Here is a 24,587-nt window from a genome sequence, read left to right as displayed (position 1 = left end):
CTTCAAACATCGGCCACCATCAAATTCCTCACATCCGAGGATATCTACATCCTTCAAATTCTTTAAACTCACTCACAGCTAACGGCTCCAAAACCCTCATGGAATGCCCTCATGTTCACTTCCATAAGCTTCGGGGGCAGGTTATTTCTCATGGACTCTATAAGTGTCTCTTTACCCAGTGGAAACCCTCTTGTGGCCGCTGCGGCGCCCAGCATGACCATGTTGAGTGATAGTATGTGACCGGCCTCCACAGCGATTTTCTCCCCATTGAAGCTCCTCACATTACCTGCATTCTCCTTGAGAGTTTTAATTATCTCTTCCAGAGGAGGATAGGGGTGTGGGCTGTTTATCAGGTTAAATGGTGGTATTTTTGATGTATTCACAATTACACAGGCGTCTTCAGACATTTTGGGGAGTGCCCTCAGGGCCTCAAGGGGTTCGAAGGCTATTACAAGGTCAGCCTCACCCTGAGGTATGATGGACCCCCTCACATCACCGAACCTTATCTCTGTTGAGACAGCACCACCCCTCTGGGCCATCCCGTGGATCTCGCTCATGACTACATTCATTCCCTCATTCATGGCGGCCTCACCGATTATAACTGATGTCTTTATTATCCCCTGGCCGCCAACACCACATACATAAATGTTGTAGCTCATCTTTTTCCCTCCGGTTTTATGGCTCCTGCTGGACATATCTGGAGGCATATGGTGCAGCCCCTGCAGTAGAGTGGATCTATGAAGACCCTTCCATCCTCCTCAACTATTGCCGGACAGGCAAGTTCATTGAGGCATTCAAGACAGAGGTCACAGCTCTCCTCATCAACCCTTACCGGTCTTCCGCGCACAGCGCCCTCCGATAGCATGCAGGGGTATCTGGATATAACCACGGCCACAGATTCGTGCTGAAGGGCCCTCCTGATGGTTTCAGAGGATCTCCTTATGTTCATGGGGTTAACGGTCTCCACAAATTCAACACCACATGCCCTGGCCATATCCTCCATGGATATGGCAGGGGCCTCCTCCCCCATCCCATCAACAGGGAGCCCCGGGTGTGGCTGTCCGCCGGTCATCGCAGTTGTTCTGTTATCCAGTATAACCAGGACAAACCTCTGCCTGTTGTGAACAGCATTTATGAGTGGCGGTATCCCTGCATGGAAAAAGGTGGAATCCCCTATGAATGAAACTATCCTCTGGGATGTTGCAGCCGAAAACCCGCAGGCGGTACCCACACTGGACCCCATGCTGAGGAGGTAATCTGCCGCAGAGTAGGGTGGTTCTATCCCAAGGGTGTAGCATCCGATATCTGTGGGGAATATCAGATCCTCACCCTGAATACCCAGTTCAGAGGCGGCCCTCCTCACCGAATAGTACATGGCCCTGTGTGGACACCCCGGACAGAGTGCCGGGGGTCTCTCAGGTAACTCAGGCGCCCTGAATTTCTTTTCCTGGATTTTGATACCTGTAAGTCCTGAAATGGCCCTTCTCACTATGTCCTCACTGTACTCATATATCTCAGGGAGTGTGCCGTCCAGTTTTCCATGGACTTTCACATGAAGGCCCTCAGAGGCTGCGACTGCAAGTACCTCCCTCTCCATTACGGGATCCACCTCCTCAACAATAAGCACCCCTTCAAGTCCAGAGAGGAACTCGGCAACAAGACCTGCAGGGAATGGGTAGGTGAATCCCAGTTTGAGGACTGGGACATCAAGTCCAAGTGTCTGGAGTGCATCGTATACATAGTTGAAAGCCCCTCCAGATGCAATTATTCCCAGCTCAGATTTAACACCCTCATTGAATATCATATTCAGTTTTGAGGCGTCTGCAACCCTCTTAAGCCTCTTCATCTTCTCAACAAGTTCCCTGCGCATCACCCTTGCGGTTGCAGGTACAGGTACAAACTGCTCTGGATTCTTCCTGAAAAATCCCTTCGCTGGTTCAGCCCTTCTCTCGCCAGCCTCCACAACCCCCCTCATGTGTGAGACCCGGGTTGTGGTCCTTAGAAGCACCGGTATCCTGTACTCCTCAGAGAGTTCAAAGGCAAGATTCATGTATTCAAGGATCTCCTGTGGACTTGAGGGTTCAAGGAGTGGAACCCCTGCAAGTCGTGCATAGTGCCTGTTATCCTGTTCATTCTGTGATGAGAACATTGAGGGGTCATCTGCCGATAGGACAACCATCCCAGCCCTCACACCGGTGTATGCTACACTCATGAACGAGTCCGATGCAACATTCAACCCCACATGCTTCATGAATGTGAACGAGCGGACCCCCGATGCAGCGGCTGCCGCGGCGACTTCAAGTGCCACCTTCTCATTTATCGAAAATTCAAAGTAGATCCCTGCCCTCTTTGCAACCTTTGATAGGACATTCCCTATCTCAGATGATGGTGTCCCAGGGTAGGTGCTTGCGACACCAACCCCTGACTCTATTGCAGCCCTTACTGCTGCCTCGTTACCAAGTAAGAATAATCTATCGCCCCCTCTGGCGTCAAGGATATCGTCCAGTTCCATGAAATCACCTCAGAGTTTGAAATTGATCTAGTTTTTAATCTGCTGTGGATGGCCTGCAGGGCAATGCATCCCGTCAGTGCACATAGCAAACGTACTCAGAATACATCTATCAACATTTTATAAAAAATTTATCAGTTGGAATCACAAACCTTAATATGGACCATGAACAATTAGGATTCAGTTAATTCTAAATAATTTCTTCACATGATTCGGTGCGGAGATAAAAATGATAAATGTTAAGGTTTTAAGGTTTGAACCCGGTGTAGATGAGAAACCACGCCTTGAAAGTTATGATATACCTTCAAAGGATAAAATGAAGGTCCTTGATGCCCTTAAACTCATAAACAGGATGTACGATGCCAACATTGCCTTCAGAAGCTCATGCAGGGCAGGGCAGTGCGGTTCATGTGCTGTTAAGATGAACGGGGAGGTTGTCCTGGCATGCAGGGCCGAGGTGGAGAATGGGGCCATTATTGAACCTGTGGACCTCCCGGTTATAAAGGACCTCATGGTTGACAGGAGCGAAATAGAGGATAAGGTGAGGGCCATGGGGCTCTACCTCCAGTCAGAAGCCAGGGGCATCCAGAGGATCAAACCTGAGGACTACCAGGACACCAAGAAGCTGAGGGGATGCATTGAGTGTTTCTCCTGTATAAGTTCATGCCCTGTTATAAAGGAGAGCACAGAGTATGCAGGGCCCTACTTCATGAGGTACATATCAAAATTTGCCTTCGACCCCCGTGATGAGGCCGGAAGAGCCGCTGGGGGTGTTGAGGAGGGGCTCTACTGCTGTACCACCTGCGGTAAATGTGCCGAGGTATGCCCCAAGGAGCTCAATGTACCTGGGGATGCAATTGAAAAGCTGAGGGCCATGGCATGCAGAGAAGGTGCAGGGCCCCTCGATGCCCACAGAAAGATCAGAAAACTAATTTCAGAGACAGGTAGGTCCGTTGACCGTATAGGAGAGGGTTTCATTGAATCAGTGGGGAGTAAACCAGGTTCAAGGATAGGGTTCTTCACCGGCTGCCTGGTTGACTACAGGATGCCTGAGGTTGGAATGGCACTTCTGAGGGTGCTGAAAGAACACGGCTTTGAGGTCGATGTACCTGAGGGTCAGGTGTGCTGCGGATCACCAATGATAAGGACGGGCCAGCTCGATATTGTTGAGGATCTTGTTGAGAGAAACAGGAGGGCCCTTGAAGGGTATGATACCATAATAACGGTCTGTGCTGGCTGCGGAGCCACCCTCAAGAAGGACTATCCACGTTATGGTGTTAAACTGAACGTCCTTGACATCAGCGAATTCCTGGCGGACCGGATCGGGGACATTAAAATGAAGCCGGTCAACATGAGAGTGACCTACCATGACCCCTGCCACCTTCTGAGGGGTCAGGGCGTTAAACTGGAGCCAAGGAAGATACTGGAAAGCATCCCAGGCCTCGAATTTGTTGAAATGGAAAAACAGGGGCAGTGCTGTGGATCAGGTGGTGGTGTTAAATCCGGTAAACCTGAGATAGCCGAGAGCCTCGGAAGGAAGAAGGCTGAGATGATACGCAAACTCAATGTTGACGCCGTGATAACCATATGCCCCTTCTGCCAGCTCCATATAAAGGATTCACTTGAGAAGGAGGGTCTTGGGGATGTGAAGGTCATGAACATCCTTGAACTCCTCGACATGGCCTATTCTGATGACTGAAGGGGACCTGAACATGGAAGTTTACGAGCTCCTCTCCAGAAACATTGGCGTCGTCTTTGTGGAACCTGAAACCCCTGGAAATGTGGGTTTTCTTGCGAGGGCCATGAAGAACTTCGGTCTTCGAAATCTCATCCTCATAAACCCCTGCAGCCTTGAGGATGAGGCCTACTACCATGCTATGCATGCCAGGGACCTTGTTGAGGATGCCATCATCTACCCCACCCTTGATGAGATGGTGGAAAAACTTGAACCCGACTTTCTTGTTGGAACAACAGGTGTGCCTGGGGGAAGCTACAACGTTGAGAGGATACCCTTAAGGCCATCACAATTCGCCTCGGCCATTAACCCTGCATCAAGGACCTTCATCCTTTTTGGACGTGAGGGAGACGGGCTCTCAAATAGAGAGCTTGACCTCTGCGACATGGTGGTGAGTATCCCCACAGATGAAGAATACCCTATAATGAATATAACCCACGCAGCAGCAATAATATTCTATGAAATATTCAGAAAAAGAGATTTTAACTGCGAAGGACTTGAGGAGGCCTCAGGAGTTGAAAAAAAGCTTCTCGTGGATGAGATGGATGAAATACTGTCATTGATTGACCTTCCCCCCCACAAGGAGAGGGTTGCCTCGAGGGTGTTCAGGAATGTGACCGGGAGGGCCTTCATAACAGCAAGGGAGGCCCATACACTTAAGGGCGTCCTCCGGAGAATGAAAAACAGGATAAAGAAATAAAGTTAAGGGGGTCTTGGTCTGTTTTTTGGTTTAATGGACATGGTGGGTCTCATTATCCTTATCATACTCATCATCTTTCTGCCGGTCATTATCCGGATGAGGATGTTCTCGGCGGTTGAGGGAGCCATCAGGGAACTGGATGACATGGAGAGGGAAGCCCGGAAGACCATAATGGACCTCAGCGGCATCACAGATGAGGGGCTCCTGGATGATTACCTTGAGTTCTTCATAGTACCCCCCTCAGATATTGATCCATCAGGACTTGCAGATAAATTCAGGAGGCTCCTGGAGATGGGAGACCTCCGGATCAGGGAGATGGTTGAAGAACTTTCTCCAGATGCGGACAGTGAAAAAAAGGCCAGTATAGTGATGTGTATAAAGGTGACAGCGGGTATCAGGGGTATACTTAAATTTCTGAGGCATAACCTTGAACTGTCGAGGAAGACAGGAAACCTTCAGATTCTTGTTGGCCTTCAGATGAACCTTGCGCTGATCATGAGGACCGCCAGGGCATACCTGGATGGCTGCAGGGCAATATCATCATCCCTACCTCTGGGTGACGGTGCCGGCCCCCTCACAGCAGGGATGTTCATAGATGAAGAGGACAGAAAAAAACACCTACATGAAATGGTTTATGTCAGAAAAAGATTCATGAATAAGGATATTGGTATTCTGAAGCCACATGGCCCTGGTTCAAGGCTTGGAATGGTGGTGAAGGCCCTTGAGGATATCCTCAGTGAGGATGAGTTCGATGAGGTGATAATGGTGGATGCTGCCGCCAAAATGGAGGGTGAAAAAACAGGTGCCGTGGCTGAGGGGGTCGGGGTGGCCATAGGTGGCCCTGGCGTTGAAAAGTGGTTCATGGAGAACATGATACTTGGACACAGAACCCACGCCATAATAATAAAGATGTCCCCTGAGGAGGCAATGTCCCATATGACAAGGGAAATACTTGACGCCTGCAGCGTCGCCCGCTCAAGGATAAAGGATATAATATCAAGATCAGATGCGGATTCAATCCTCATAATAGGTGTGGGTAACAGCAGCGGCATCCCTGACGCCGTTGAAAACCCCGGGGAGATCAGAGTGAAAGAAAAAGAGAATGATACCCCAAAATGAATAGGAGATGCCTTTGCTAAATCAAGGTGAAAGAAAAAGAGAATGATACCCCAAAATGAATAGGAGATGTTTTAATGGCAATACTCAGCGACCGTGACATAAAAAGGTACCTTGAGGAGGGTCTGATAACCATAGACCCCCTTGATGACCCTGAAAGGCAGATACAGCCATCATCAGTTGACCTGAGGATAGGCGATGAATTCAGGGGATTCAGGGTTATAAGAAAACCCTGCATAGACCCCAAGGACCCTGCAGATATAGAATCCTACATGGAGACATTTCATGTTGAGGAGGGTCCATTCATAATACATCCAGGTGAATTTGCCCTCGCAACAACCTACGAATACATAGGGCTGCCAGATAACCTTGTTGCGAGGGTTGAGGGCCGGTCATCCATCGGGAGACTCGGCATAACCATGCATGTAACTGCAGGATACGTGGACCCAGGGTTCCATGGGAGGATAACCCTTGAGATATCCAACATAGGTAAGATGCCAGTGGCCCTCTACCCTGGTCAGAGGGTCTGCCAGATAGTCTTTGAGACAATGACAAGTCCTGCAGAGAAACCATACGGTCACCCATCACGTGACAGCAAATATATCGGCCAGACAAGGCCCCAGACAAGCAGGATAAAGGATGATTATGAAATAAGAACCTCAAGGATCTGATGAAAAACCCAAGGAGTGATCATGTTGAACCATGAAAAGACAATGACCGTTGCAAGGAAGAGAGGTTTCCTGTGGTCTTCATTTGAGATCTACTCAGGTGTGGCAGGTTTCGTGGATTACGGACCACTTGGAGCAACACTCAAGAACAAGATAATGAACAGGTGGCGTGAATTCTATGTGGTCAGGGAGGGCTTCTATGAAATAGAGTCCCCCACCATAATGCCAGAGGAGGCCCTCAAGGCATCAGGACACGTTGACCACTTCAATGACCCCATGACCCAGTGCAAGGAGTGCATGGATGTCTACAGGGCCGACCACATAATTGAGGATGCAACAGGACGGGATGTTGAGGGCCTCGAGAACCAGGAACTTACAGAGATAATATCAGATGAGGGCATAAGGTGCCCGAGGTGTGGTGGACACCTGACCCATGTATGGAGCTACAACCTCATGTTCCAGACCCTGATAGGGGCTAAAGGCAAAAAAACAGGGTACCTCAGACCTGAAACTGCCCAGGGGATATTCATACCCTTCAAGAGGCTTCTGAGGTTCTTCAGAAACCGCCTGCCATTTGGTGTTGTTCAGCTCGGCAAATCATACCGCAATGAGATATCACCCAGGCAGGGTGTTATAAGGCTCCGTGAGTTCACACAGGCAGAGGCAGAGATATTCGTTAACCCTGAAGACAAGTCACACCCTGATTTTGATACTGTTAAAGGTGATAAACTCAGATTATATTCTGCAGAGGACCAGCTTGATGGTTCAGAACCCACTGAGATGACTGCAGCCGAAGCGGTTGCAGAGGGCGTCGTATCAAGTGAAATACTGACATACCACCTCTGCCTTGCAAAGAGGTTCCTCACAGATATAGGTATACCTGAGGATGCCCTGAGGTTCAGGCAGCACCTTCCATCTGAAATGGCCCACTATGCAATTGACTGCTGGGACGTTGAGGCGTTCACAGATTCCTATGGCTGGATAGAGATTATAGGGATAGCCGACAGGACAGACTATGACCTCAAATCCCACAGTCAGTACAGCGGCGAGGACCTCAGGGTTTTCATAGAGTACGAGAAGCCAAGGAAGATTAAAAGGCGCGCTGTTAAACCTGACATGGGTAGGCTCGGGCCAAGGTTCCGTAAGGACGCTGCAAGGATAGCCCAGTCCCTCAGTGAAATTGAAGCTGATGAAGTGGAAAAAGCGCTCAGAGATGAGGGTAAATTCATCCTCGACGGCGAATTCGAAATACTGCCAGATGATGTGACCTTTGAGGATGTGGAGGAGGTTGTAACGGGTGAAAAGGTCTATCCACACGTCATAGAGCCATCATTTGGTATCGACAGGATAATCTACACCCTTCTCTTACATTCCCTTGTGGATGAAGATGAAAGGACCTACTTCCGCCTTCCAGCGCATGTTGCACCTGTTGAGGTTAGCGTGTTCCCCCTTGTAAACAAGAAAGAAATGGTTGAGGTTGCCCTTGAAATTAAAAGAAAGCTCAGAAAATCAGGGTTCATAGCCGAATTTGACTCTTCAGGAACCATAGGGAGAAGGTATGCCCGTTCAGATGAAATAGGGGTTCCATTTGCGGTCACGGTGGACCACGAAACCCTTGAGGATGGAACAGTGACCCTAAGGAGCAGGGATGACTGCAGTCAGATAAGGTTGAAGATTGAGGAACTGGATTCGAAATTAAAGGAACTTACAGGACCCTGAAACTACTCCTCCAGGGGGAGCGGGGTCTCCCTTACACTGCCCAGAGACTCGCTGTCCAGCACCGATGATAGACTCCAGTGGTAATCAAATAGCCTGTTCCCCCACTGGAGGATCTCCTCCCCATGACCCATCAGAATTTCTGTCTTTGATGAATCAGACCCATCCCTTTTAAACAGGCTCATGGAGAAAAATGTGTCAGATATCATGTACGAGACCTCCTGGTTATCAGGGAGAACCCCAATTCTCAGTAAATCTGAATCCATGAGTTCATGGAGGTTCATTAAACCAGACTCCCCAAGAAAAACATGATATGTGTCAGGTGTCAGTATGAGCTCCACTGTTCCGCCAGCCTCAATGAACCTTGCTATCGATTCTGTGTGCCTGGGAAGGCAGGATGAAAGCATTGCCCTGAGGTGGGTGGCGTTATCCAGCATCTCAAGGTAGGTGGTGTATGGTCTCTGGAGGTCATCCGGTGTTGCCTCAACAATGTAGGCGTCCCTGAAGACGTTTATATCCATGAGAAACCGTGCAGGAATTGAGCCAATTGAATGTTTGTTCCAGAATTCCCTGTGAAGCCTTACAGCATCCATTGAGTTCATGAATTTTGATAGGGTGATTCCCATAAGCTTTCCCTTTGAAGTTAATCTGCATGTGTCTGATGACCTCTCCACCAGCCCCCTTTCCTCCAGCTCCATCAGCGCATGTGTTGTGGCAGAATTCGAGGTCATTATGATGTCCCTGATCTCAGAAACCCTTCTTTCTCCCTCCATAAGATTGAGTATTACTCCTGATCGCACCCTTGATCCCGCTATAAATCTGATCTCAGCAAGCAGATCATGAATATCATCCGGAACCCCTGGAAGTAGGTTAAAATCACTGCCAAGCTTCATCTTCAGACCTCCTATGGTGATAACATGATTCCTGTCAGGTTTCTGATGCCAAGCTTTTCAGATCGCTCCCTGTAATGGTCATAGAGCCGGAAACCCCATTCAATGGCTCTCCTGTCAGTACTCATGATATCCCTGTTCTGGTCATAAAATCCTCTGCTATCAAAAAGACCCAGTGAGAGGAACCTGTCAGTCACTGTGAACGCAACCTTCAATGGACCTGGAAATCGGAGAATCTTAAGGTTTCTGTTCTTAATTGCCGTCCTGAGGAGTCCAAAACTTGCATTCAAAACCATCTCCCGTATCACGCCGTCTGTGAGTACAAGTTCAACAGGAACCCCTCTCCCCAGGAGCCCCTCATAGATGTCAACCAGGTCCCTGTGAGATATGGGGGATACACCATAAACCTCCTCAGAATCAGCTATAAGTTCCCTGTAGGTGTTATGGGGCCTGTATATATCCTCAGGAGCTGACCTGATGAGTTCAGAATTTATGAGCCAGTCAATATCCTCAATGAGGTATTCAGGAATCCCGCTGATATCATGATTCAGCCACATTTCATCAAATCCATTTATAACCCTCACAGAGTTCATTAATTTCAGTGCTGAGAGAGTTTTGAGGGTTGCCTCTGATGTGAGGCTGTAACAGTCCCCCAACCTGCTTATGGACCCCTCCTCAAGAAGTAATCTTATATTACTGTAAAGTGCTGGAAGGCTCACCTTAACCTCCCCTTTAATCTCATCAAAGGTTTTTGGTGACCTGAGAAGCGAAACCATTATCCTGAACCTTATGCTGGATTTGAGGATGAACTGAAGATCCTCATAGAGATATTCATATACGTCAGTGAGCCTCTCTTGGTACATCAAACAGCCTCCTTACACTTTTATATTCATCAGATTTTAAATATTTTATTGAGCAAGCTACAGATTTAATGATTTAAAGGAGGATTTGAACTGATAGATAGCCATATACATGCGGATACGAGACCCTTTGAGGATTTTGAGCTAATGGCTGTGAGTGGTATGGATGGAGCCCTTACCTGTGCCCATGACCCTCTGGAGATGACATCATCAGATGTTGTCATGGCACATTTCAGGAGGCTGCTGACAGTGGACCCTGAGAGGGCGGCCCGCAACGGGTTAAAACTCTATATCGCCCTTGGAATACATCCCCGTGCAATACCCCATGACCCTGAAAGGGTGATTGAAAAACTCCCAGATCTCCTCAGAAATCCATATGTGGTTGCTGTTGGTGAAGTGGGCCTTGACTCTGGTTCAGAAATTGAAAAGGATGTCTTTAAAGTCCAGCTAAGGGTGGCTGATGAACTTGGTTACCCCGTGATTGTCCACACTCCACGAAGAGGGAAGGCCGATGTTACCCCCCAGATAATTGATGTGATAGATGGTACAATCGATGAGTCCCTCGTGGTGATTGAACATGTTAACATGGAGGTTCTCCCGGAGCTTGTGGAAACCGAGTGCATGCTGGGACTCACTGTGCAGCCTGAAAAGCTCACACCGGAGGAAGCCGTTGAAATTCTGAGGGAATATGGAACAGAAAGGTTTGTACTTAACAGTGACATGAGCTCAGCACCATCTGATCCCCTCTCAGTTCCAAGAACTGTTCAGAGAATGAAAATGGAAGGTTTCAGCCACAGTGACATAAAGCGGGTTTCTGATGAAAACATAAGGAATCTTCTTAGAATCAGCCGAGTCTAAAATGCACCCATCCTTGAAATCACCCTGCGTGCCACCCTGTGACCGTTCCTCAGGCACTCCGCTGGTTCTGAACCTCTGAGCCACATTGACATGAACCCCGCTGCAAAGGCGTCCCCTGCCCCGGTGGTATCCAGTGCATCTTCAGCATCAATTTCCATGGTCTCAGAGTGGTCCTCTGAAAAGAAGGATGCTCCCCTGGGTCCATGGGTTACAACAACGTTCCCCACCCCTGCCTCAAGAAGTCTTTCAATCCCTGATCTCCTGGAGCCGGTTAGCATCTCAAGCTCATCATCATTCAGGAATATTATGCTGGTTCTCTCAAGGACACCTGAAAGCCCTTCAATGCCATATGATGCCAGTAGTGTGCCGGGGCTGAAGGAGACGTCCCTGATACCTGAAACCGCACTGGCAACCTCAATGTAGCAGCCGCTGAGATGAACTGCATCTGCCGCCATGATATATTCTGATTCTGTCTCACCAATCCCAAGACTGGCGTTTGCACCCATGTAAGAATAAATGGATCTTCTACCAGCCCCATCCACTGATATGAAGGCCATGCCAGTTGTTTCATCCTGTTTTGATATGCAGGATGTATCAACGCCCCTCGATTCCAGAAGGGATGTGATCATATCCCCGTAAACATCCCTGCCCACCGATGATACAACCCCCACCTTAAATCCAAGTTGGGAGATCCACACGGCAAAGTTGAACACGGAACCGCCTGGAATAACACGTAAATCTTCTATGTTCATCTCAGAGTCCGGTTCAACGAATCTGGGAACCCGAAAAATAAAATCCATGTTACAGGTCCCGACACTGACGACTCTCATCAAAATAAATCACCAGGGGTGATCACCTTCGCCCCATCAAACCGCTTATGAGTTTGGCGATAACACCCTGCTTGTCTGGTTCTATTGGCTGATATTCCTCACCGATGAGGTCCGCTGCAAGTTTCATGAGGGAATTGCTTGCAGGTGATTTTGGATTCTTAATGACTATGGGTTCACCAAAGGCTGCTGCCCTGCTCACCTCAGGATCATCAGGTATCACCGCAATAACAGGAACCTCAAGTATTGTCTCAACCTCCTCAACACTCAGGAAGGTTTTATCGTACTGCTCACGGTTTATGACAACGCCTATTATGTTGATGCCAAGTTTACTTGCGACGATCTTTGTTTTGAGGGCGTCACTTATCGATGGCACCTCTGGTGTTGTGACAAGCAGAAGTTCATCTGCAGCCGCAAGTGCGGCAACAGCGTCCTTCTCAAGACCTGCAGGAGCATCTATAAGGAGTATATCAGTATCCTCTATGAGGTAAGCGAGGGCATCCTCAAGGCGGTCAAGTTTAACGTTTCTGAGCCCCTCAAGGGATATGCCAGCAGGTACCACCCTCACGCCATTGGGACCCTCATAAACCGCGTCCTCAATTGAAGCGTTACCTGCAAGAACATCATGAAGTGTGACGGATTTTCCCTCCATCCCCAGGATGAGTTCAAGGTTCGCCATTGCTATATCAGCGTCAAGCACAACAACCCTTTCACCGTAGGTTGAGAGGGCAACACCCAGGTTAGCAGTGATGGTTGTCTTCCCCACACCTCCCTTACCTGATGCGACTGTAATCACTCTTGTCATTCCAATACCTCCACATAGATAATAACAGTCAACCTAATATAAATATTGATGTCAGGTACAGCAAAGGCCAGATCACCGTACCTCAATACTCACCTCAAAGTTATCCACTATCTCAGGGAAATCCCTGAAGGTTTTTCTGAGTTCCATCTCAACAATATCCATTATATGAAACTTGAGGTTCTCCTCCTCCTTTGAGTCCCCTATAATCCTTGAGAAGATACCCTTACCCTCATGTTCAACCATTATCTTGATCCTTCCACTGAGGTCATATGTGTTATCAAGGAAAACGATCACCTCAGCACCCTTTATACGGGGTATTCCAAGTATGGACATCTTTATTTTATTCATAAGGGTCAGTTCAACCCTTTCAGGATCGATATCAGTGATTGCGCCACCCTTATATGTTTCAAGGACCTTTTCGACCTCCTCTTCACCTATATCCCTGAGGCCATATTTTTTCATGAGCTCGTCTCTGCTGAGGGGTTTGGAGTCAGACACATCCATGGATTCCGAAGCCTCATCCTCCATTCCCTCTTCCTTTCTGATGTCAGCACCAGCCGATTCATCAGTGGCCTGAATTTCAGGGGGCTCCTCAGTCTCTAAAGTTTCGGGTTCTTGAGTAACTTCTCTTGTAACCTCAACCTGAGGCTTTGATTGTGTTTCAGTTGATTTTAAATCTTCAGCTTCCAGATCACCTGTGAATTCAGTATCCTCCATTTCCGGGGAAGTATCAACAGCTATTTCAGACGTTTCGAGCCTCTCTTCATCTGCTATGGGCTGCCTGTAGCTTGCTTCCTTTGGATTGAAGTATGTTTCCTCTTCCTCTACCTGATGTTCAACTGACCTCTCATCTATCCGCTCTATTGCGTAGATTCTGTTTATATCCATGAGGTAATCAAGCTGTGATCTTTTAAGGTCAAAGAGTTCTATGAGGGTATCTGTTTTATCGGCCACTTCCATTATCCTTTCAAGAGCTTCCTCCTTCATGAATCTGTCGTATGATGCTGCAACGTGTACTCCATCCCTGAATAGAATGTAACCCTCATCGGATGCATGGGTAATCCTTATGAATCCATTGTATTCATCTGAAGCAAGTTTTTCAAGAAGTTCACTGAAATCTATCTCATCGCCATAGGAAATCTTGGATGGCTTGGTTATAGGAAGCTCCATATGTTCACTACCCCTTTCTGATGAGTTTAATCTCCCTTGGAGTTATTATCACCACATTCTTCTCCTTATTGCAGAGCAGTATCGCCTCTGCACCATGATTCTCCCTGAGATCCTTTATACGCTCCCCAACTGTCTTGAAATCCGATGGATTATCTCTCTGGATCTCTGTGAGATCAAGTATAACCGGATTCTTCTCATCAGTCACCTGGGAGAGGGCGTCGTCCACATCGCCAATGGATTTTGCCTTCAGGAGAATGATCTCATAGAAGGAATGCTCCGGCACTATTATTGTTTCTGTCTCCTCAGGTTCCTTAACTTCCTCATCAAGTCCCACACTTTTCTTCAGCATTTCGAGAATGTCCCTCAACTAAATCTCCCCTATATGCTCCATGATCACATCCATTAATCTTGAAGCCCCCCCATTCTTAACATCAACAACAGGAAGCCCAAAACGTGCTTCATACCTTTCCATTATTGATCTGTCATTCATGTTTCTTAAATTTAAGGAAATCCCTATAACCCTCGTTGGCTCGATTGCCTCTATGGCCCTTATCTCCTCCTTTATCCCCCTTGGTTTTCTGTAGGGATGGTTTGGCCTGTGACAGAGCACCGTAACGTCTGGCATCGCCCCTATAAGTATTGATGCCGATAAACCCCTTGGGTGGGGGTTTTTTCTTTCTGTGAGACTTGACTGACCCTCTATGAATATTATATCAGGGTCCTTTTCCTCCTCAAGGTACTTCACCGAACCCATAACCGCCGCAGCAACATCCATGACAGAGAGACTCCCTGCCCGGAAATTTATGTCAACCGGCTGTTCAAGACCCATCTCATCGGTTGAGATAACCCCCGCTTCCAGGCCCCTCTCCTTTGCCTCCTTCCCCAGAAGCCTTGTGGTTGTGCGCTTGCCGCACTCCTGTGAGGTGCCCCCAACAAATACCACTGGTGATCTGTGCCTGTATTTTATCTTTGGGAGTACCTCTGTGCAGCGTGGGGGTGCAACCCCAAATATTTTCCTTACGTTGTCAAGGCGAGGGCTTATCTCCTTGATTGTTACATTCATCTGTTCTGCAAATTTGATGAGGGAACTGTTATCTGCCAGTGGGAGTGATCTGAATGAGGTCACGACATTTTTACCCTCATTTATCGCCTGCACAGCATACTTGAGGGCGGTGCCCTCTGCACCTATTGGGAGCATTATTGCAACACTTCTTGCATCGGTCTCATGTATAAGCTTAAGGAGGCTTGATGACACCTTAAATCCGCAGAAGTCCGTTCCATGCTTTTTGGGGTCATCGTCAACAAATCCGACAGGTTCGACTCCCTCAAAATTTGCAAATTTTTCTCCTCCACCGCCACATCCAATGATTATAAACGGATTCAGCTCCCTCAGTTCCTCGACAGAAGATAATATGTGCAAATAATCACTCCTTTAATACTTGCTGGAATCAAATAGAAACTGTTAATTAGTTAGTCATACTCATTTAATTAATAAATGCTTAAAGCATATATATTTTGGGTAGAATACTCTGTTTATGGAGGCATAGTATGATAGCAAGAATACTTAAAGATTTAGGTAGGATCAATGGGGTAAATGGTTCCCTTGTTGTTGGTAAGGATGGTCTTGTAATCGAAAGTGAGGTTCCATCCGACATAGACGGGGAACTGGTCGCTGCAATGGCTTCAGCAGTTTTCGGTACTGCAGAAAGGTCCGCCGAGGAAATAAAGCATGAGCCCCTTGAACAGGTTATGATTGAGGGTACCAGGGGTAAAACCCTCATGATAGACGCCGGGGAGGGAATACTTGTACTGATAACCGATGTTGATATAAATCTCGGTCTTATTCGTATTGAGATGAGGAGAAGTGCTGAACGCGTTAAGGATCTCCTTACATAACCTCTATTTTAAATATGGGGCGTGAAAATTGAGAAAACCCTATGTGATACTTATAGGAAGTGCTTCAGGAATTGGAAAGTCCACCGTTGCATCGGAACTTGCAAGGGAGTTAAACATAAAGCACCTTATAGAAACAGATTTCATAAGGGAGATCGTAAGGGGTATAATCGGGCCAGATTATGCCCTAGCGCTCTATAAGTCCTCATTTGATGCCTACACAACACTGAGGGATAAAGAGCGCTTCCGTGACAACAACATTGAGTCACTGATATGTGCGGGTTTTGAGGAGCACGCCTCATTCGTTATTCCTGCAGTTGAGAAGGTTATTGAAAGGGCTGTTGCTGACTCGGATGATGTGGCCATAGAGGGCGTCCACCTTCTGCCCGGCCTCCTGGACATTGAGAAATTTGAGGAAAATGCATCAATTCATTTTTTTGTCCTGTCTGCCGAGGAGAATGTCCATAAGGAGCGCTTCGTTAAGAGAGCAATGGAGGTAAAGAGGGGTGGAAAACACCTTGAATACTTCCGTGAGAACCGTGTAATCCATGACTACCTTGTAAGAAAGGCAAGGGAACATGAAGTGCCGGTGATTAACAACGACGACATAAGGTGCACCATTAAAAGGATGCTGTCATTCATAAGGGAAAACTGCGCCGAGGTGACGCTTCAGCACCCTGTTGAACGCCTCGGTGAGGTCATAGACATCATCATTAAGAGACATGGCGGAAGAATCGTTGACGTGTCCTACCCAATACCTGGATTTTCACAGCCACTTAAACGTGATGTCAATGTATACGATCCAGTTGAGGCTGAAAGGTTTCTTAAGCGGTTAAATGAGAGCCCAAAAAGAAAAAGAGATCTTGAAAGACTTTACACGCTTTCAGATAACATCCACAGTCACAGGATATGCGCACCGGACCCTGAGAGTCTTCAGGCCATCCTGAATGAGCTTGAGGAAAGGGGACTCATCTACCGGGAAGAGAACTGAATATCACAGCGTAAATTTGATGATCCATTCACCTAATTCAAGTTCTGTAATCAGGAGTACAGGGGTGACAGATTGAACCAGCAGAATATGAAGATCGACTGCCCGGTCTGCAGTGGAAAGAAGTGTATGACCGCCATCAGTAGGGTTGAGGAGATTCCCTACTTCGGGGAGATAATGGAATCAGTACTCATCTGCAGCAGGTGTGGCTACAGAAGCACAGATATAATCTGCCTCGAGCAGAAGGAACCATCAAGGTACACAATCGAGGTGGGTGATAAAACACTCAACGCAAGGGTCGTTAAGTCCCAGTCAGCAACCATAAGGATACCTGAACTGGGACTCAAGGTTGAACCGGGCCCCAGGTCAACAGGTTACATCTCCAACATTGAGGGTGTTGTTGAGAGATTTGAAACCGCCGTCAAAACAGCCATCAACCTCTTTGAGGAGGATGAATCAAAAGAAAAGGCCTCAGAGATCCTTGAAATGCTACGTGAAGTTCGGGGGGGAAAAAGGAATGTCACAGTTATAATTGAGGACCCATTCGGGCAGAGTTTTGTTGGCCACCCACGTGCTGTGAGGGAAAAGCTCTCAGATGAGGAAATAAAATCCCTCAAAACTGGATTCCTGGTTTTTGAGTCAGATGAGATTGATGAGGATGATTAGTCCTCATCAACATCCCTTAGTTTGAGTGTGCGTTTGATATCCATACCCATTGCATCACAGTCGGCCTTTATTGCCTCAAGATGTGCCAGAAGGCGTTCCTTTTCCTGATTTATCCTTTCAATGTTCTTGTAGGGATATATGCACTCCTTGAGCATTTCATATTCCACTGTGGCATAGGGGTACTGGTTAAGCTGTTCGCATACCTTTTCGAGGATTTCTCCAAGGAACTTGTTCATCTCAACCTTGACCCTTTCACGTATCATCTTGTCACTGTCAAGGTGCTGTTTCATGAGCCTGACAACCTCTGCCTTGGCAAAGGGTAATTCCTCGGTTTCCTCTTCAGCTTCCATATCAGCATTGTTATTCTGAATCTCTTCATTCTCCATAGGTTTCTACCTCCATGTGACTATATCCGGCTCAAGGTATATAAATGTATTCCATATAATCAAAGAAACCCCGAATATAACAATAGAAAATGGGGGTCCTCATTAATTAAATTAAGTGTTCTGATTACCAGAATTAAAGGTCATTTCAGTTCCCTTATCTCAAGGCTGAGGTCAATTGGATGGGCTGATGTAGTTATAAACCCCATTGATATCACATCAACTCCTGTGGAAGCATACTTATCTATATTTTCAGGTTTTATACCCCCTGATGCCTCAACAATCACCCTGTCCCTCAGCCCGGCATTTTTGAGTTTTTCCAGTGCTTTTCTGACGTTCCGAGGGTTCATATTATCAAGGAGTATGATGTCAGCCCCTGCCTCCGCTGCCAGTACAGCGTCACCTGGCCTTTCAACCTCAACCTCAACCTTCTTTGTGAAGCTTACATGTTCCTTAACGCGCCTCACTGCGTCCCCCACACTTCCAGCGATTGCTATGTGGTTGTCCTTGATCATTGCACAGTCATCAAGCCTGAAGCGATGGGTGTCACCACCACCAATTTTAACTGCCTGCTTTTCAAACCACTGCAGTCCAGGAGTCGTCTTCCTGGTGGCAGCTATCCTCACATCAGGGTTAACTGACCTCACCCGCTCCAGCATGCTTCGTGTGAGGGTGGCTATGCCACTCATTCTCATCATGAGGTTAAGCATTGTCCTCTCTATTTTCAAGATATCTGAAGCTTCCCCCTCAAGGACTATGACCTTCTCAGCGGCTTTAACCGGATCACCATCCGCTTTCAGCCTTTCTATTTCGATTCCGAATTCCGCGGCTATGATCCCCGCCACATCCACACCTGCAATTATGCCATCCTCCCCGGCTATGACATCCGCCACTGCCACTGTACCCCTTTCAACAAGTGCCTCGGTTGTTATATCTTCAAATCCCACGTCTGCCCTGATCATTTCCCTGAGAATGTCAATCATGAAGATCCCCTAAATTAATATAAAGGGAAGAATTATAAATCTTATGTCCATGAAGCAGAATCCCAAGCAGATATCCTCCAAGAACCTGTGAAAGAGTGATATGATGGAAGTTACATTTCTGGGTACATCATCAGCTGTCCCCTCAAAGAACAGAAACCACACATCAATAGCACTTCGAATCCCCGGTGAGGTATTCCTGTTTGACTGTGGTGAGGGAACTCAGAGACAGATGGCCCTTGCAGGCATCAGCCCCATGAAGGTTACAAGGATGTTCATAACACATCTACACGGGGACCATATCCTTGGGATACCTGGGATGATACAGTCAATGGGCTTCAGAGGGCGCCAGGAGCCCCTTGAGATATATGGGCCCCCAGGAATCCATGAACTCCACGAATCCATCATGAAGATGGGCTACTTCACGCTCGACTTTGATATCCATGTGCATGAGGTAAGGGGAGGCACCGTCCTTGAGGAGGAAGACTACCGTATTACCTCGGCACCCGCCTCCCATTCGGTATTCAACCTCGCCTACTGTTTTGAGGAGAAGAAGAGGCCGAGGTTCCTCAGGGAGAAGGCCATTGAACTCGGACTCAAACCGGGACCAGCCTTCGGAAAGCTGCACAGGGGGATACCTGTGAGGGTTGGTGACAGGCTCATAAAACCAGAGGAGGTCCTTGGAAGCCCACGGCGGGGTGTGAAGATATGCTACTCGGGTGATACCCGTCCCTGTGAGTCGGTTATAGATCTTGCCCGTGAAGCGGACCTTCTGATACATGAGTCAACCTTTGAGGCTGGAAGTGAGGACAAGGCGGCTGAAAGTGGGCATTCCACTGCAAGGGAAGCTGCGGAGGTTGCTGCATCTGCCTGCGTCAGGAGGCTGATACTCACACATCTTAGCACCAGATACAAACGGACCGAGGTTATTCTGAAAGCCGCAAGGGATGTTTTCCCTGAAACAGATGTGGCAGATGACCTCATGACCATGGAGGTGAAGGCTGATGATTCCGGTTCCAGCACCTGAAACCATCCTCGTCATAATAGTCACTGTGATGGCCGCTGTTCTCCTTGTTAAATGGGCATCCTATTTCCTAAAGAGGTCCACCAGAAAATGGGACCTGGACCTTACACTCATACAGGTCCTCAATGACATAATAAAATACAGCATATACATCATAGCCCTTAGCATAGTTCTGAGGGAACTTGGAATAGACGTAACTGCAATAACAGTTAGTCTGGGTATAGCCGGTGTCTCGGTGGGTTTTGCATCGAGGGACATAATATCCAACTTCATATCCGGAATGTTCATACTTGCTGATAAGAGTTTCAGGGTGGGTGACACCATTGAGGTTGCCGGGCAGAAGGGTAAGGTTAAAAGGGTGGGTTTCAGGACAACAACAATAAAAACCCCTGACGCCAAAATAGTAACAGTGCCCAACTCAACATTCTCAAAAACAGCCTACGTCAACTACAGTGCCGGGGAAAGGAGACGGGTTGAACTCAGGGTCAACCTTAACTATGATGTTGATATTGAAAAATTTGAATCTGATGTTAAGGATGTTCTCATGGGGGTGCCAGGTATACTTCAGGACCCTGAGCCCGGGGTCATTGTCCTTGAATTTACAGATACCGGTATAAAGGCAAAGGTGACAGCCTGGATCCCCGATCCGCGAAAGGTGACAGAATACCGTTACGTGATTGCGTCTCATGTGAAAAAGGTCCTTGAAGATTCTAAACAGGATCAAATGCAGGGTTTTTAATGAGAAGAAACAGCATCTACGCCACCATCATATGCCTTTTCTTCGTATCAGTTAGCTCAGGCATTATTATAAAGACCTTTGAGGATTACCAGACCCTGGAAAGGTCAAGGATTCACCTTGAAAACTACAGGAATGCCCCCAGAGAACTTTTTGACCCTGTCCCCTCAGGTCCAAACACAGTTGCAGGCTCAAGCGGACCAGTCATTGGTAAGCTCATAATACCCGCGATAGGCGTCAGATGCTGGATAAGGGAGGACACCGTGAATGCCTATGAATCGGTCTACCACTACCCTGAAAGTGTCATGCCAGGGTCTGCAGGTGACTGTGGGATCCTGGGGCATAGAACCACCTATTCAGGACCATTCAAAAGGATAGGTGCCCTCAGGAGGGGGGATACTGTTATAATAGAGGACCATCTCTCCTCAATGCGCTACGTATATGTGGTTACATCCAATGGTGATGATATAAGATGGGACTATAAGGTCAATCCTGTGCGCTTCGCCCAGGGCGGGGAGGCCAGGCTCATGCTCATAACCTGTTATCCTCCAGGCAAAAAGAAGGCTGCCTGGATAACACACTGCAGACTTGTGCGTAGAGAGAACATCTGATGGGGGTTTTAGAATACTTGAAGAGATAGTTGGTGAAATCCTGGAAGGTGAAGGTGTTGAGGGGGTAATCGTAACTGACAGTTCAGGCAGCATCCTCTACCGCAGGGGAGCCTTCGGCAGAAACCTTGGATCCATGGCCAGTGTAATGGCAGATGCCTCAGGTAAACTCCTCAAAAGGGCGGGGCAGGGCGAATATCAGTCTGCTGTTATGGAGTTCCCTGGCGGAAAGATGGTCCTGCTCAACGATGACCTCCACCTTCTTGTGCTTGCAGATAAAAGGTCAAACCTTGGAAAGGTGATCCTCCTTGCAAGAAGGGTTATGAAGAGACTTTCAGGTCCTGAAATACTCCGTGAACTGGAATATATCAGGGACTCATCAGCTGAGGGGATTAAATCAACCATGGAGTCTGAGACGGGTTTATATCCTGAATCTGGAGGTTCTGAGACAAGTCCCACCACCCAACCTGGAGGTTCCAGCGTCAGTGGGATCCATGCAGGTGATGAGATCAATGTTAAGGTTGAAGAACAGAAAGATGAAGCCCCAGGGCAGGAGCAGGTAACTGTGCCTGAGACCAGCACCGATGTGGTGCGTGAACAGAGGGAAATACTCAAAAAACCTGACATTGAAAAACCAGAGCCGCCGGAAGAGAAAATAGAAAAACCAATAATGGAAGACAAAGTTAAAGTGTCAATGGAGTCAGCAGCCATTCCTGAGGTGAAGCCGCCACTATCCCTTCCAGAACTCAGATCCGTTGATGTCCCAGCTGACCCCGAAGCCCGGAAGGAGACAGCACTTCTTATATATGAGCACATCCTCCTTGCGATGTCAATCGGCGCCAGTAAAATAATGGGTGTGGCCCCTGCCGGGGGTATGCTCCGCAAATCCCTTCCACGCGAGGAATGTTCCATCACCCTTGATGGTGTTGGTGTCCTCAGCAATGCATCAGTTGACTTCAAAAAATTGAGGGAAAACATCTCAGCTGCAGGTTACAGCCTTGAGGAGATAAAGAGGGATATGGAAATAATAATCACATCAATAACAGAGAATTACGGGCGTGTTATGGGATATGGTGCATTCAGGGGCATGATAAGGCCGGAGTTTACAGCCATCTACAGGGCCTACAGGGATGCTATGGATGAACTTGGGATAACAGAGACCATCCATCAGGAGTTAAGGCAGATATGGGATTAACGGACCCCAGAGTTCCAGAATAAAGGATGATTCCACTCAGGGTGCCTGTTTTATGGAAATATTTATAAAACATTAACACCTATAGATAGATTGCCTTAATTCTTGATTCTATCATATAATTTTTCAGTAGGGACGCTTATGTTAAATCAGCTGCAAAGGGATATTCTGAAGTTGAAAAAGGAGAAAAACGCTATCATACTTGCCCATAACTATCAGAAAAAGGAGATACAGGAAATCGCAGATTTTAAAGGTGACTCACTTGAACTCTGCATTAAGGCAAGTGAAATACATGATAGGGACATGGTTGTCTTCTGTGGAGTGGACTTCATGGCTGAAACCGCCTACATCCTCAACCCTGATAAGAAGATCCTGATACCCGACAGGGGTGCGGAGTGTCCCATGGCACACATGCTCACTGCAGAGGACGTCAGGAAGGCCAGGGAAAGGTACCCTGACGCCGCAGTTGTCCTATATGTTAACACCCTTGCAGAGGCAAAGGCAGAGGCGGATATACTCTGCACATCTGCAAATGCCGTCAAGGTCGTTGAAAGTCTGGATGAGGACCTCATACTCTTTGGACCCGACAGAAACCTTGCATGGTATGTTCAGCAGAATACCGACAAGAGGATAATCCCCATCCCAGAAAACGGCTACTGCTACGTCCATAAGATGTTCACTGTCGCCGATGTGGCTGCAAAGAGGGAGGAGTACCCCGACGCTGAGCTCCTCGTCCACCCGGAATGTGACCCTGAAGTTCAGGAACTGGCGGATCACATCCTGAGCACCGGGGGAATGCTACGCAGGGTTCTGGAGTCAGACAGTAAGCGTTTCATAATCGGGACAGAGGTTGACATGACAACACGTATAGGCCTTGAATCAGATAAGGAAACAATCCCCCTCCTGGCAGAGGCCATATGTGAAAACATGAAACTGCACACACTTGAGAAGGTTAAAAATTCACTGGTCAATGAGGAATTCGTTGTAACGGTTCCTGATGATGTGGCTGAAAGGGCCAGGAGGGCTGTTGAGAGGATGATAGAGGTATCCCGTCAAGGGTAATCCTACTGATTCACTCCTTCAATGCCTAGTGCATTTCATTATTGTATCTCAATCAGACTGTAATCACACACGCCTATACCCAGTTCCTCTGCATATGTAAGCTGATGTGTTCCATCAACGTTACCCCATACTCCCCTGAATTTATCCTCACCACTCCCCAGATTTTTCTCAAGCATTGAATCCCTGATTCCCTCCTGCTGGTTCACAAGGTGGTAACTGGCAGCATCTACTGCAACAGGATCCTCTGATGCCAGAACCCCTATGTCAGGAACTATTTTCCTGTCACTCCAGGGTACACAGTCACAGTCAGGTGTTATATCCATGAGGAAGTTCAGGTAGAATATCCTGTCAATGGTAGAAGTTACCCCTAGGGCGTATTCCATCATCCGTTCAATGAACTCAGGTATGTCCCTCTCCCAGTCAAGGTCAAATACACCCTGGGGGCAGGTGTCAAGGCAGTTCATGCAGGCAATGCACCTATCGTATTCTATCATGACGCCATCATGGAGGGTCATGGCATCCAGAGGACATTCAGATATGCACTCCCCGCATTCAGTGCATTCACCCATCACCATGGGTTTTGCGCATTCGTGCTGTTCAATCTTTCCCTGGATGGTGGCGCATCCCATCGCAAGGTTTTTGAGGGCCCCTCCAAAGCCGCTCATCCCGTGACCCTTGAAGTGTGATATGACAACCATTGCTGACGCCTCGGCAATGTCCCCTGCTATTTTAACCTCACTGAAGTGCCTTCCCTTCACAGGCACCGTTACCTCATTGTTTCCATGAATTCCATCTGCAATTATAAGCGGTGCGCCGGCAACAGAATAGTCAAAACCATTGAGTATGGCTGTTTCAATGTGATCAACCGAATTATGCCTTGAACCATAGTAGAGGGTGTTGGTATCTGTGAGGAAAGGCGATGCCCCGCTCTCCCTTATCCTTTCAATTACGTGGCGCACCAGAACAGGGCTCACATATGAGTCGTTGCCCCGCTCACCAAAGTGCACCTTAACAGCCACTATGTCATCCCCAGAGAAGGGTTCGCCAAAGGCCGCATCAAATATCCTCTGTATCTTCATGCCTCTGTTCTCGTTCCTGGACCTTGCCCTGAAATCTGAAAAATAAACCTCCGCTGGCATCCAATCACCATTACTCTATTTATTTCAGAGGGTATATGGGCTTTTTCTAACGGTGAGAACCA

At 47.7% G+C, this 24,587-nt stretch carries 26 protein-coding genes; 14 read left to right on the top strand and 12 right to left on the bottom strand.

What is annotated here, in order from left to right; all coding sequences use genetic code 11:
• Positions 1 to 68 precede the first annotated feature (68 nt).
• The gene (locus tag L5462_RS08865; protein WP_237780417.1) at positions 69 to 659 is read right to left on the bottom strand and encodes an indolepyruvate oxidoreductase subunit beta; all 591 of its coding nucleotides are present in this window, start codon (positions 657 to 659) and stop codon (positions 69 to 71) included.
• Complete coding sequence (iorA, locus tag L5462_RS08860) at positions 656 to 2,512, bottom strand: indolepyruvate ferredoxin oxidoreductase subunit alpha (RefSeq protein WP_237780416.1); 1,857 nt, start codon at positions 2,510 to 2,512, stop codon at positions 656 to 658. The genes L5462_RS08865 and iorA overlap by 4 nt, the downstream gene beginning before the upstream one ends.
• 226 nt (positions 2,513 to 2,738) lie before the next feature.
• Here iorA and tfrB point away from each other — a divergent pair, with 226 nt between their 5' ends.
• The 5 genes from tfrB to glyS all read left to right on the top strand — a co-directional run bounded on the left by tfrB (position 2,739) and on the right by glyS (position 8,447).
• Positions 2,739 to 4,208, top strand: coding sequence for a fumarate reductase (CoM/CoB) subunit TfrB (tfrB, locus tag L5462_RS08855; RefSeq protein WP_237780415.1), 1,470 nt, complete (start codon positions 2,739 to 2,741; stop codon positions 4,206 to 4,208).
• 13 nt (positions 4,209 to 4,221) lie between these two features.
• The gene (locus L5462_RS08850; protein WP_237780414.1) at positions 4,222 to 4,944 is read left to right on the top strand and encodes a TrmJ/YjtD family RNA methyltransferase; all 723 of its coding nucleotides are present in this window, start codon (positions 4,222 to 4,224) and stop codon (positions 4,942 to 4,944) included.
• Between the two features lie 33 nt (positions 4,945 to 4,977).
• Positions 4,978 to 6,063: a DUF1512 family protein gene (locus tag L5462_RS08845; RefSeq protein ID WP_370637060.1), complete on the top strand. Its 1,086-nt coding sequence runs from the start codon at positions 4,978 to 4,980 to the stop codon at positions 6,061 to 6,063.
• A 74-nt stretch (positions 6,064 to 6,137) separates the two neighbouring features.
• On the top strand, positions 6,138 to 6,731 hold the full coding sequence (gene dcd / locus L5462_RS08840) for a dCTP deaminase (protein WP_013295244.1): 594 nt from the start codon (positions 6,138 to 6,140) through the stop codon (positions 6,729 to 6,731).
• A gap of 24 nt (positions 6,732 to 6,755) precedes the next feature.
• Positions 6,756 to 8,447 (top strand): glycine--tRNA ligase, encoded by a 1,692-nt coding sequence (glyS, locus tag L5462_RS08835; RefSeq protein WP_237780450.1) that lies wholly within the window; start codon positions 6,756 to 6,758, stop codon positions 8,445 to 8,447.
• Between the two features lie 2 nt (positions 8,448 to 8,449).
• Here glyS and L5462_RS08830 read toward each other — a convergent pair whose 3' ends face one another.
• Entirely contained in the window at positions 8,450 to 9,337 is an 888-nt protein-coding gene (locus L5462_RS08830; protein WP_237780412.1) for a winged helix-turn-helix domain-containing protein, read from the bottom strand.
• A gap of 11 nt (positions 9,338 to 9,348) precedes the next feature.
• Positions 9,349 to 10,197 carry a winged helix-turn-helix domain-containing protein gene (locus L5462_RS08825; RefSeq protein WP_237780449.1) on the bottom strand — a complete coding sequence of 283 codons (849 nt, stop codon included), beginning with the start codon at positions 10,195 to 10,197 and terminating at the stop codon, positions 9,349 to 9,351.
• A 90-nt stretch (positions 10,198 to 10,287) separates the two neighbouring features.
• On the opposite strand from L5462_RS08825, the gene L5462_RS08820 reads away from it, so the two are divergent.
• Complete coding sequence (locus tag L5462_RS08820) at positions 10,288 to 11,052, top strand: TatD family hydrolase (protein ID WP_255772591.1); 765 nt, start codon at positions 10,288 to 10,290, stop codon at positions 11,050 to 11,052.
• Here L5462_RS08820 and L5462_RS08815 read toward each other — a convergent pair.
• From L5462_RS08815 to L5462_RS08795, 5 genes are all read right to left on the bottom strand, one after another.
• Positions 11,049 to 11,882: a carbohydrate kinase family protein gene (locus L5462_RS08815; RefSeq protein ID WP_237780410.1), complete on the bottom strand. Its 834-nt coding sequence runs from the start codon at positions 11,880 to 11,882 to the stop codon at positions 11,049 to 11,051. The two genes, L5462_RS08820 and L5462_RS08815, sit on opposite strands and share 4 nt — an antisense overlap.
• 22 nt (positions 11,883 to 11,904) lie before the next feature.
• Entirely contained in the window at positions 11,905 to 12,684 is a 780-nt protein-coding gene (locus L5462_RS08810; RefSeq protein ID WP_048176372.1) for a septum site-determining protein MinD, read from the bottom strand.
• Positions 12,685 to 12,756: 72 nt separating this feature from the next.
• Positions 12,757 to 13,854 (bottom strand): DUF2226 domain-containing protein, encoded by a 1,098-nt coding sequence (locus L5462_RS08805; RefSeq protein WP_237780409.1) that lies wholly within the window; start codon positions 13,852 to 13,854, stop codon positions 12,757 to 12,759.
• 7 nt (positions 13,855 to 13,861) lie between these two features.
• Complete coding sequence (locus L5462_RS08800) at positions 13,862 to 14,221, bottom strand: cell division protein SepF (protein WP_013295235.1); 360 nt, start codon at positions 14,219 to 14,221, stop codon at positions 13,862 to 13,864.
• Complete coding sequence (locus L5462_RS08795; RefSeq protein WP_237780408.1) at positions 14,222 to 15,274, bottom strand: DUF1611 domain-containing protein; 1,053 nt, start codon at positions 15,272 to 15,274, stop codon at positions 14,222 to 14,224.
• A gap of 128 nt (positions 15,275 to 15,402) precedes the next feature.
• On the opposite strand from L5462_RS08795, the gene L5462_RS08790 reads away from it, so the two are divergent.
• From L5462_RS08790 to L5462_RS08780, 3 genes are all read left to right on the top strand, one after another.
• On the top strand, positions 15,403 to 15,750 hold the full coding sequence (locus L5462_RS08790) for a roadblock/LC7 domain-containing protein (RefSeq protein WP_010877438.1): 348 nt from the start codon (positions 15,403 to 15,405) through the stop codon (positions 15,748 to 15,750).
• 28 nt (positions 15,751 to 15,778) lie between these two features.
• The gene (locus tag L5462_RS08785; protein WP_237780407.1) at positions 15,779 to 16,738 is read left to right on the top strand and encodes a 3H domain-containing protein; all 960 of its coding nucleotides are present in this window, start codon (positions 15,779 to 15,781) and stop codon (positions 16,736 to 16,738) included.
• A gap of 72 nt (positions 16,739 to 16,810) precedes the next feature.
• A complete protein-coding gene (locus L5462_RS08780; protein ID WP_237780406.1) occupies positions 16,811 to 17,401 on the top strand; it encodes a ZPR1 zinc finger domain-containing protein in 591 nt (196 codons plus the stop codon).
• Here L5462_RS08780 and L5462_RS08775 read toward each other — a convergent pair.
• Both L5462_RS08775 and nadC read right to left on the bottom strand, forming a co-directional pair.
• Positions 17,398 to 17,787 (bottom strand): hypothetical protein, encoded by a 390-nt coding sequence (locus L5462_RS08775; RefSeq protein WP_237780405.1) that lies wholly within the window; start codon positions 17,785 to 17,787, stop codon positions 17,398 to 17,400. The genes L5462_RS08780 and L5462_RS08775 overlap by 4 nt on opposite strands.
• A 140-nt stretch (positions 17,788 to 17,927) precedes the next feature.
• Complete coding sequence (nadC, locus tag L5462_RS08770; protein WP_237780404.1) at positions 17,928 to 18,767, bottom strand: carboxylating nicotinate-nucleotide diphosphorylase; 840 nt, start codon at positions 18,765 to 18,767, stop codon at positions 17,928 to 17,930.
• A 103-nt stretch (positions 18,768 to 18,870) separates the two neighbouring features.
• Between nadC and rnz the strand changes: the two genes are divergently transcribed.
• The 5 genes from rnz (at position 18,871) to nadA (ending at position 23,386) form a co-directional block, all read left to right on the top strand.
• Complete coding sequence (gene rnz, locus L5462_RS08765) at positions 18,871 to 19,791, top strand: ribonuclease Z (protein ID WP_237780403.1); 921 nt, start codon at positions 18,871 to 18,873, stop codon at positions 19,789 to 19,791.
• Entirely contained in the window at positions 19,769 to 20,527 is a 759-nt protein-coding gene (locus tag L5462_RS08760; RefSeq protein ID WP_237780402.1) for a mechanosensitive ion channel family protein, read from the top strand. Before rnz ends, L5462_RS08760 begins: the two co-directional genes overlap by 23 nt.
• Positions 20,527 to 21,135: a class E sortase gene (locus L5462_RS08755; RefSeq protein ID WP_237780401.1), complete on the top strand. Its 609-nt coding sequence runs from the start codon at positions 20,527 to 20,529 to the stop codon at positions 21,133 to 21,135. Before L5462_RS08760 ends, L5462_RS08755 begins: the two co-directional genes overlap by 1 nt.
• A complete protein-coding gene (locus L5462_RS08750; RefSeq protein WP_237780400.1) occupies positions 21,113 to 22,327 on the top strand; it encodes a roadblock/LC7 domain-containing protein in 1,215 nt (404 codons plus the stop codon). Before L5462_RS08755 ends, L5462_RS08750 begins: the two co-directional genes overlap by 23 nt.
• Before the next feature lie 138 nt (positions 22,328 to 22,465).
• Positions 22,466 to 23,386, top strand: coding sequence for a quinolinate synthase (nadA, locus tag L5462_RS08745; RefSeq protein ID WP_237780399.1), 921 nt, complete (start codon positions 22,466 to 22,468; stop codon positions 23,384 to 23,386).
• A 38-nt stretch (positions 23,387 to 23,424) separates the two neighbouring features.
• Here the strand turns inward: nadA and L5462_RS08740 are convergent, their stop codons facing one another.
• Positions 23,425 to 24,525 (bottom strand): DUF362 domain-containing protein, encoded by a 1,101-nt coding sequence (locus L5462_RS08740; RefSeq protein WP_237780398.1) that lies wholly within the window; start codon positions 24,523 to 24,525, stop codon positions 23,425 to 23,427.
• Positions 24,526 to 24,587 lie beyond the last annotated feature (62 nt).

The sequence above is a fragment of the Methanothermobacter sp. K4 genome (assembly GCF_022014235.1).
In the GTDB taxonomy this organism is placed as follows: domain Archaea; phylum Methanobacteriota; class Methanobacteria; order Methanobacteriales; family Methanothermobacteraceae; genus Methanothermobacter.
This window is presented reverse-complemented; position numbering and strand designations above follow the sequence as displayed.

Bases quoted from the DNA above. Each gene is read 5' to 3' on its own strand.
- L5462_RS08865 (WP_237780417.1), bottom strand. From the start codon at position 659: ATGAGCTACAACATTTATGTATGTGGTGTTGGCGGCCAGGGGATAATA.
- iorA (WP_237780416.1), bottom strand. From the start codon at position 2,512: ATGGAACTGGACGATATCCTTGACGCCAGAGGGGGCGATAGATTATTC.
- tfrB (WP_237780415.1), top strand. From the start codon at position 2,739: ATGATAAATGTTAAGGTTTTAAGGTTTGAACCCGGTGTAGATGAGAAA.
- L5462_RS08850 (WP_237780414.1), top strand. From the start codon at position 4,222: ATGGAAGTTTACGAGCTCCTCTCCAGAAACATTGGCGTCGTCTTTGTG.
- L5462_RS08845 (WP_370637060.1), top strand. From the start codon at position 4,978: ATGGACATGGTGGGTCTCATTATCCTTATCATACTCATCATCTTTCTG.
- dcd (WP_013295244.1), top strand. From the start codon at position 6,138: ATGGCAATACTCAGCGACCGTGACATAAAAAGGTACCTTGAGGAGGGT.
- L5462_RS08830 (WP_237780412.1), bottom strand. From the start codon at position 9,337: ATGAAGCTTGGCAGTGATTTTAACCTACTTCCAGGGGTTCCGGATGAT.
- L5462_RS08825 (WP_237780449.1), bottom strand. From the start codon at position 10,197: ATGTACCAAGAGAGGCTCACTGACGTATATGAATATCTCTATGAGGAT.
- L5462_RS08815 (WP_237780410.1), bottom strand. From the start codon at position 11,882: ATGAGAGTCGTCAGTGTCGGGACCTGTAACATGGATTTTATTTTTCGG.
- L5462_RS08810 (WP_048176372.1), bottom strand. From the start codon at position 12,684: ATGACAAGAGTGATTACAGTCGCATCAGGTAAGGGAGGTGTGGGGAAG.
- L5462_RS08805 (WP_237780409.1), bottom strand. From the start codon at position 13,854: ATGGAGCTTCCTATAACCAAGCCATCCAAGATTTCCTATGGCGATGAG.
- L5462_RS08790 (WP_010877438.1), top strand. From the start codon at position 15,403: ATGATAGCAAGAATACTTAAAGATTTAGGTAGGATCAATGGGGTAAAT.
- L5462_RS08775 (WP_237780405.1), bottom strand. From the start codon at position 17,787: ATGGAGAATGAAGAGATTCAGAATAACAATGCTGATATGGAAGCTGAA.
- nadC (WP_237780404.1), bottom strand. From the start codon at position 18,767: ATGATTGACATTCTCAGGGAAATGATCAGGGCAGACGTGGGATTTGAA.
- rnz (WP_237780403.1), top strand. From the start codon at position 18,871: ATGGAAGTTACATTTCTGGGTACATCATCAGCTGTCCCCTCAAAGAAC.
- L5462_RS08760 (WP_237780402.1), top strand. From the start codon at position 19,769: ATGATTCCGGTTCCAGCACCTGAAACCATCCTCGTCATAATAGTCACT.
- L5462_RS08755 (WP_237780401.1), top strand. From the start codon at position 20,527: ATGAGAAGAAACAGCATCTACGCCACCATCATATGCCTTTTCTTCGTA.
- nadA (WP_237780399.1), top strand. From the start codon at position 22,466: ATGTTAAATCAGCTGCAAAGGGATATTCTGAAGTTGAAAAAGGAGAAA.
- L5462_RS08740 (WP_237780398.1), bottom strand. From the start codon at position 24,525: ATGCCAGCGGAGGTTTATTTTTCAGATTTCAGGGCAAGGTCCAGGAAC.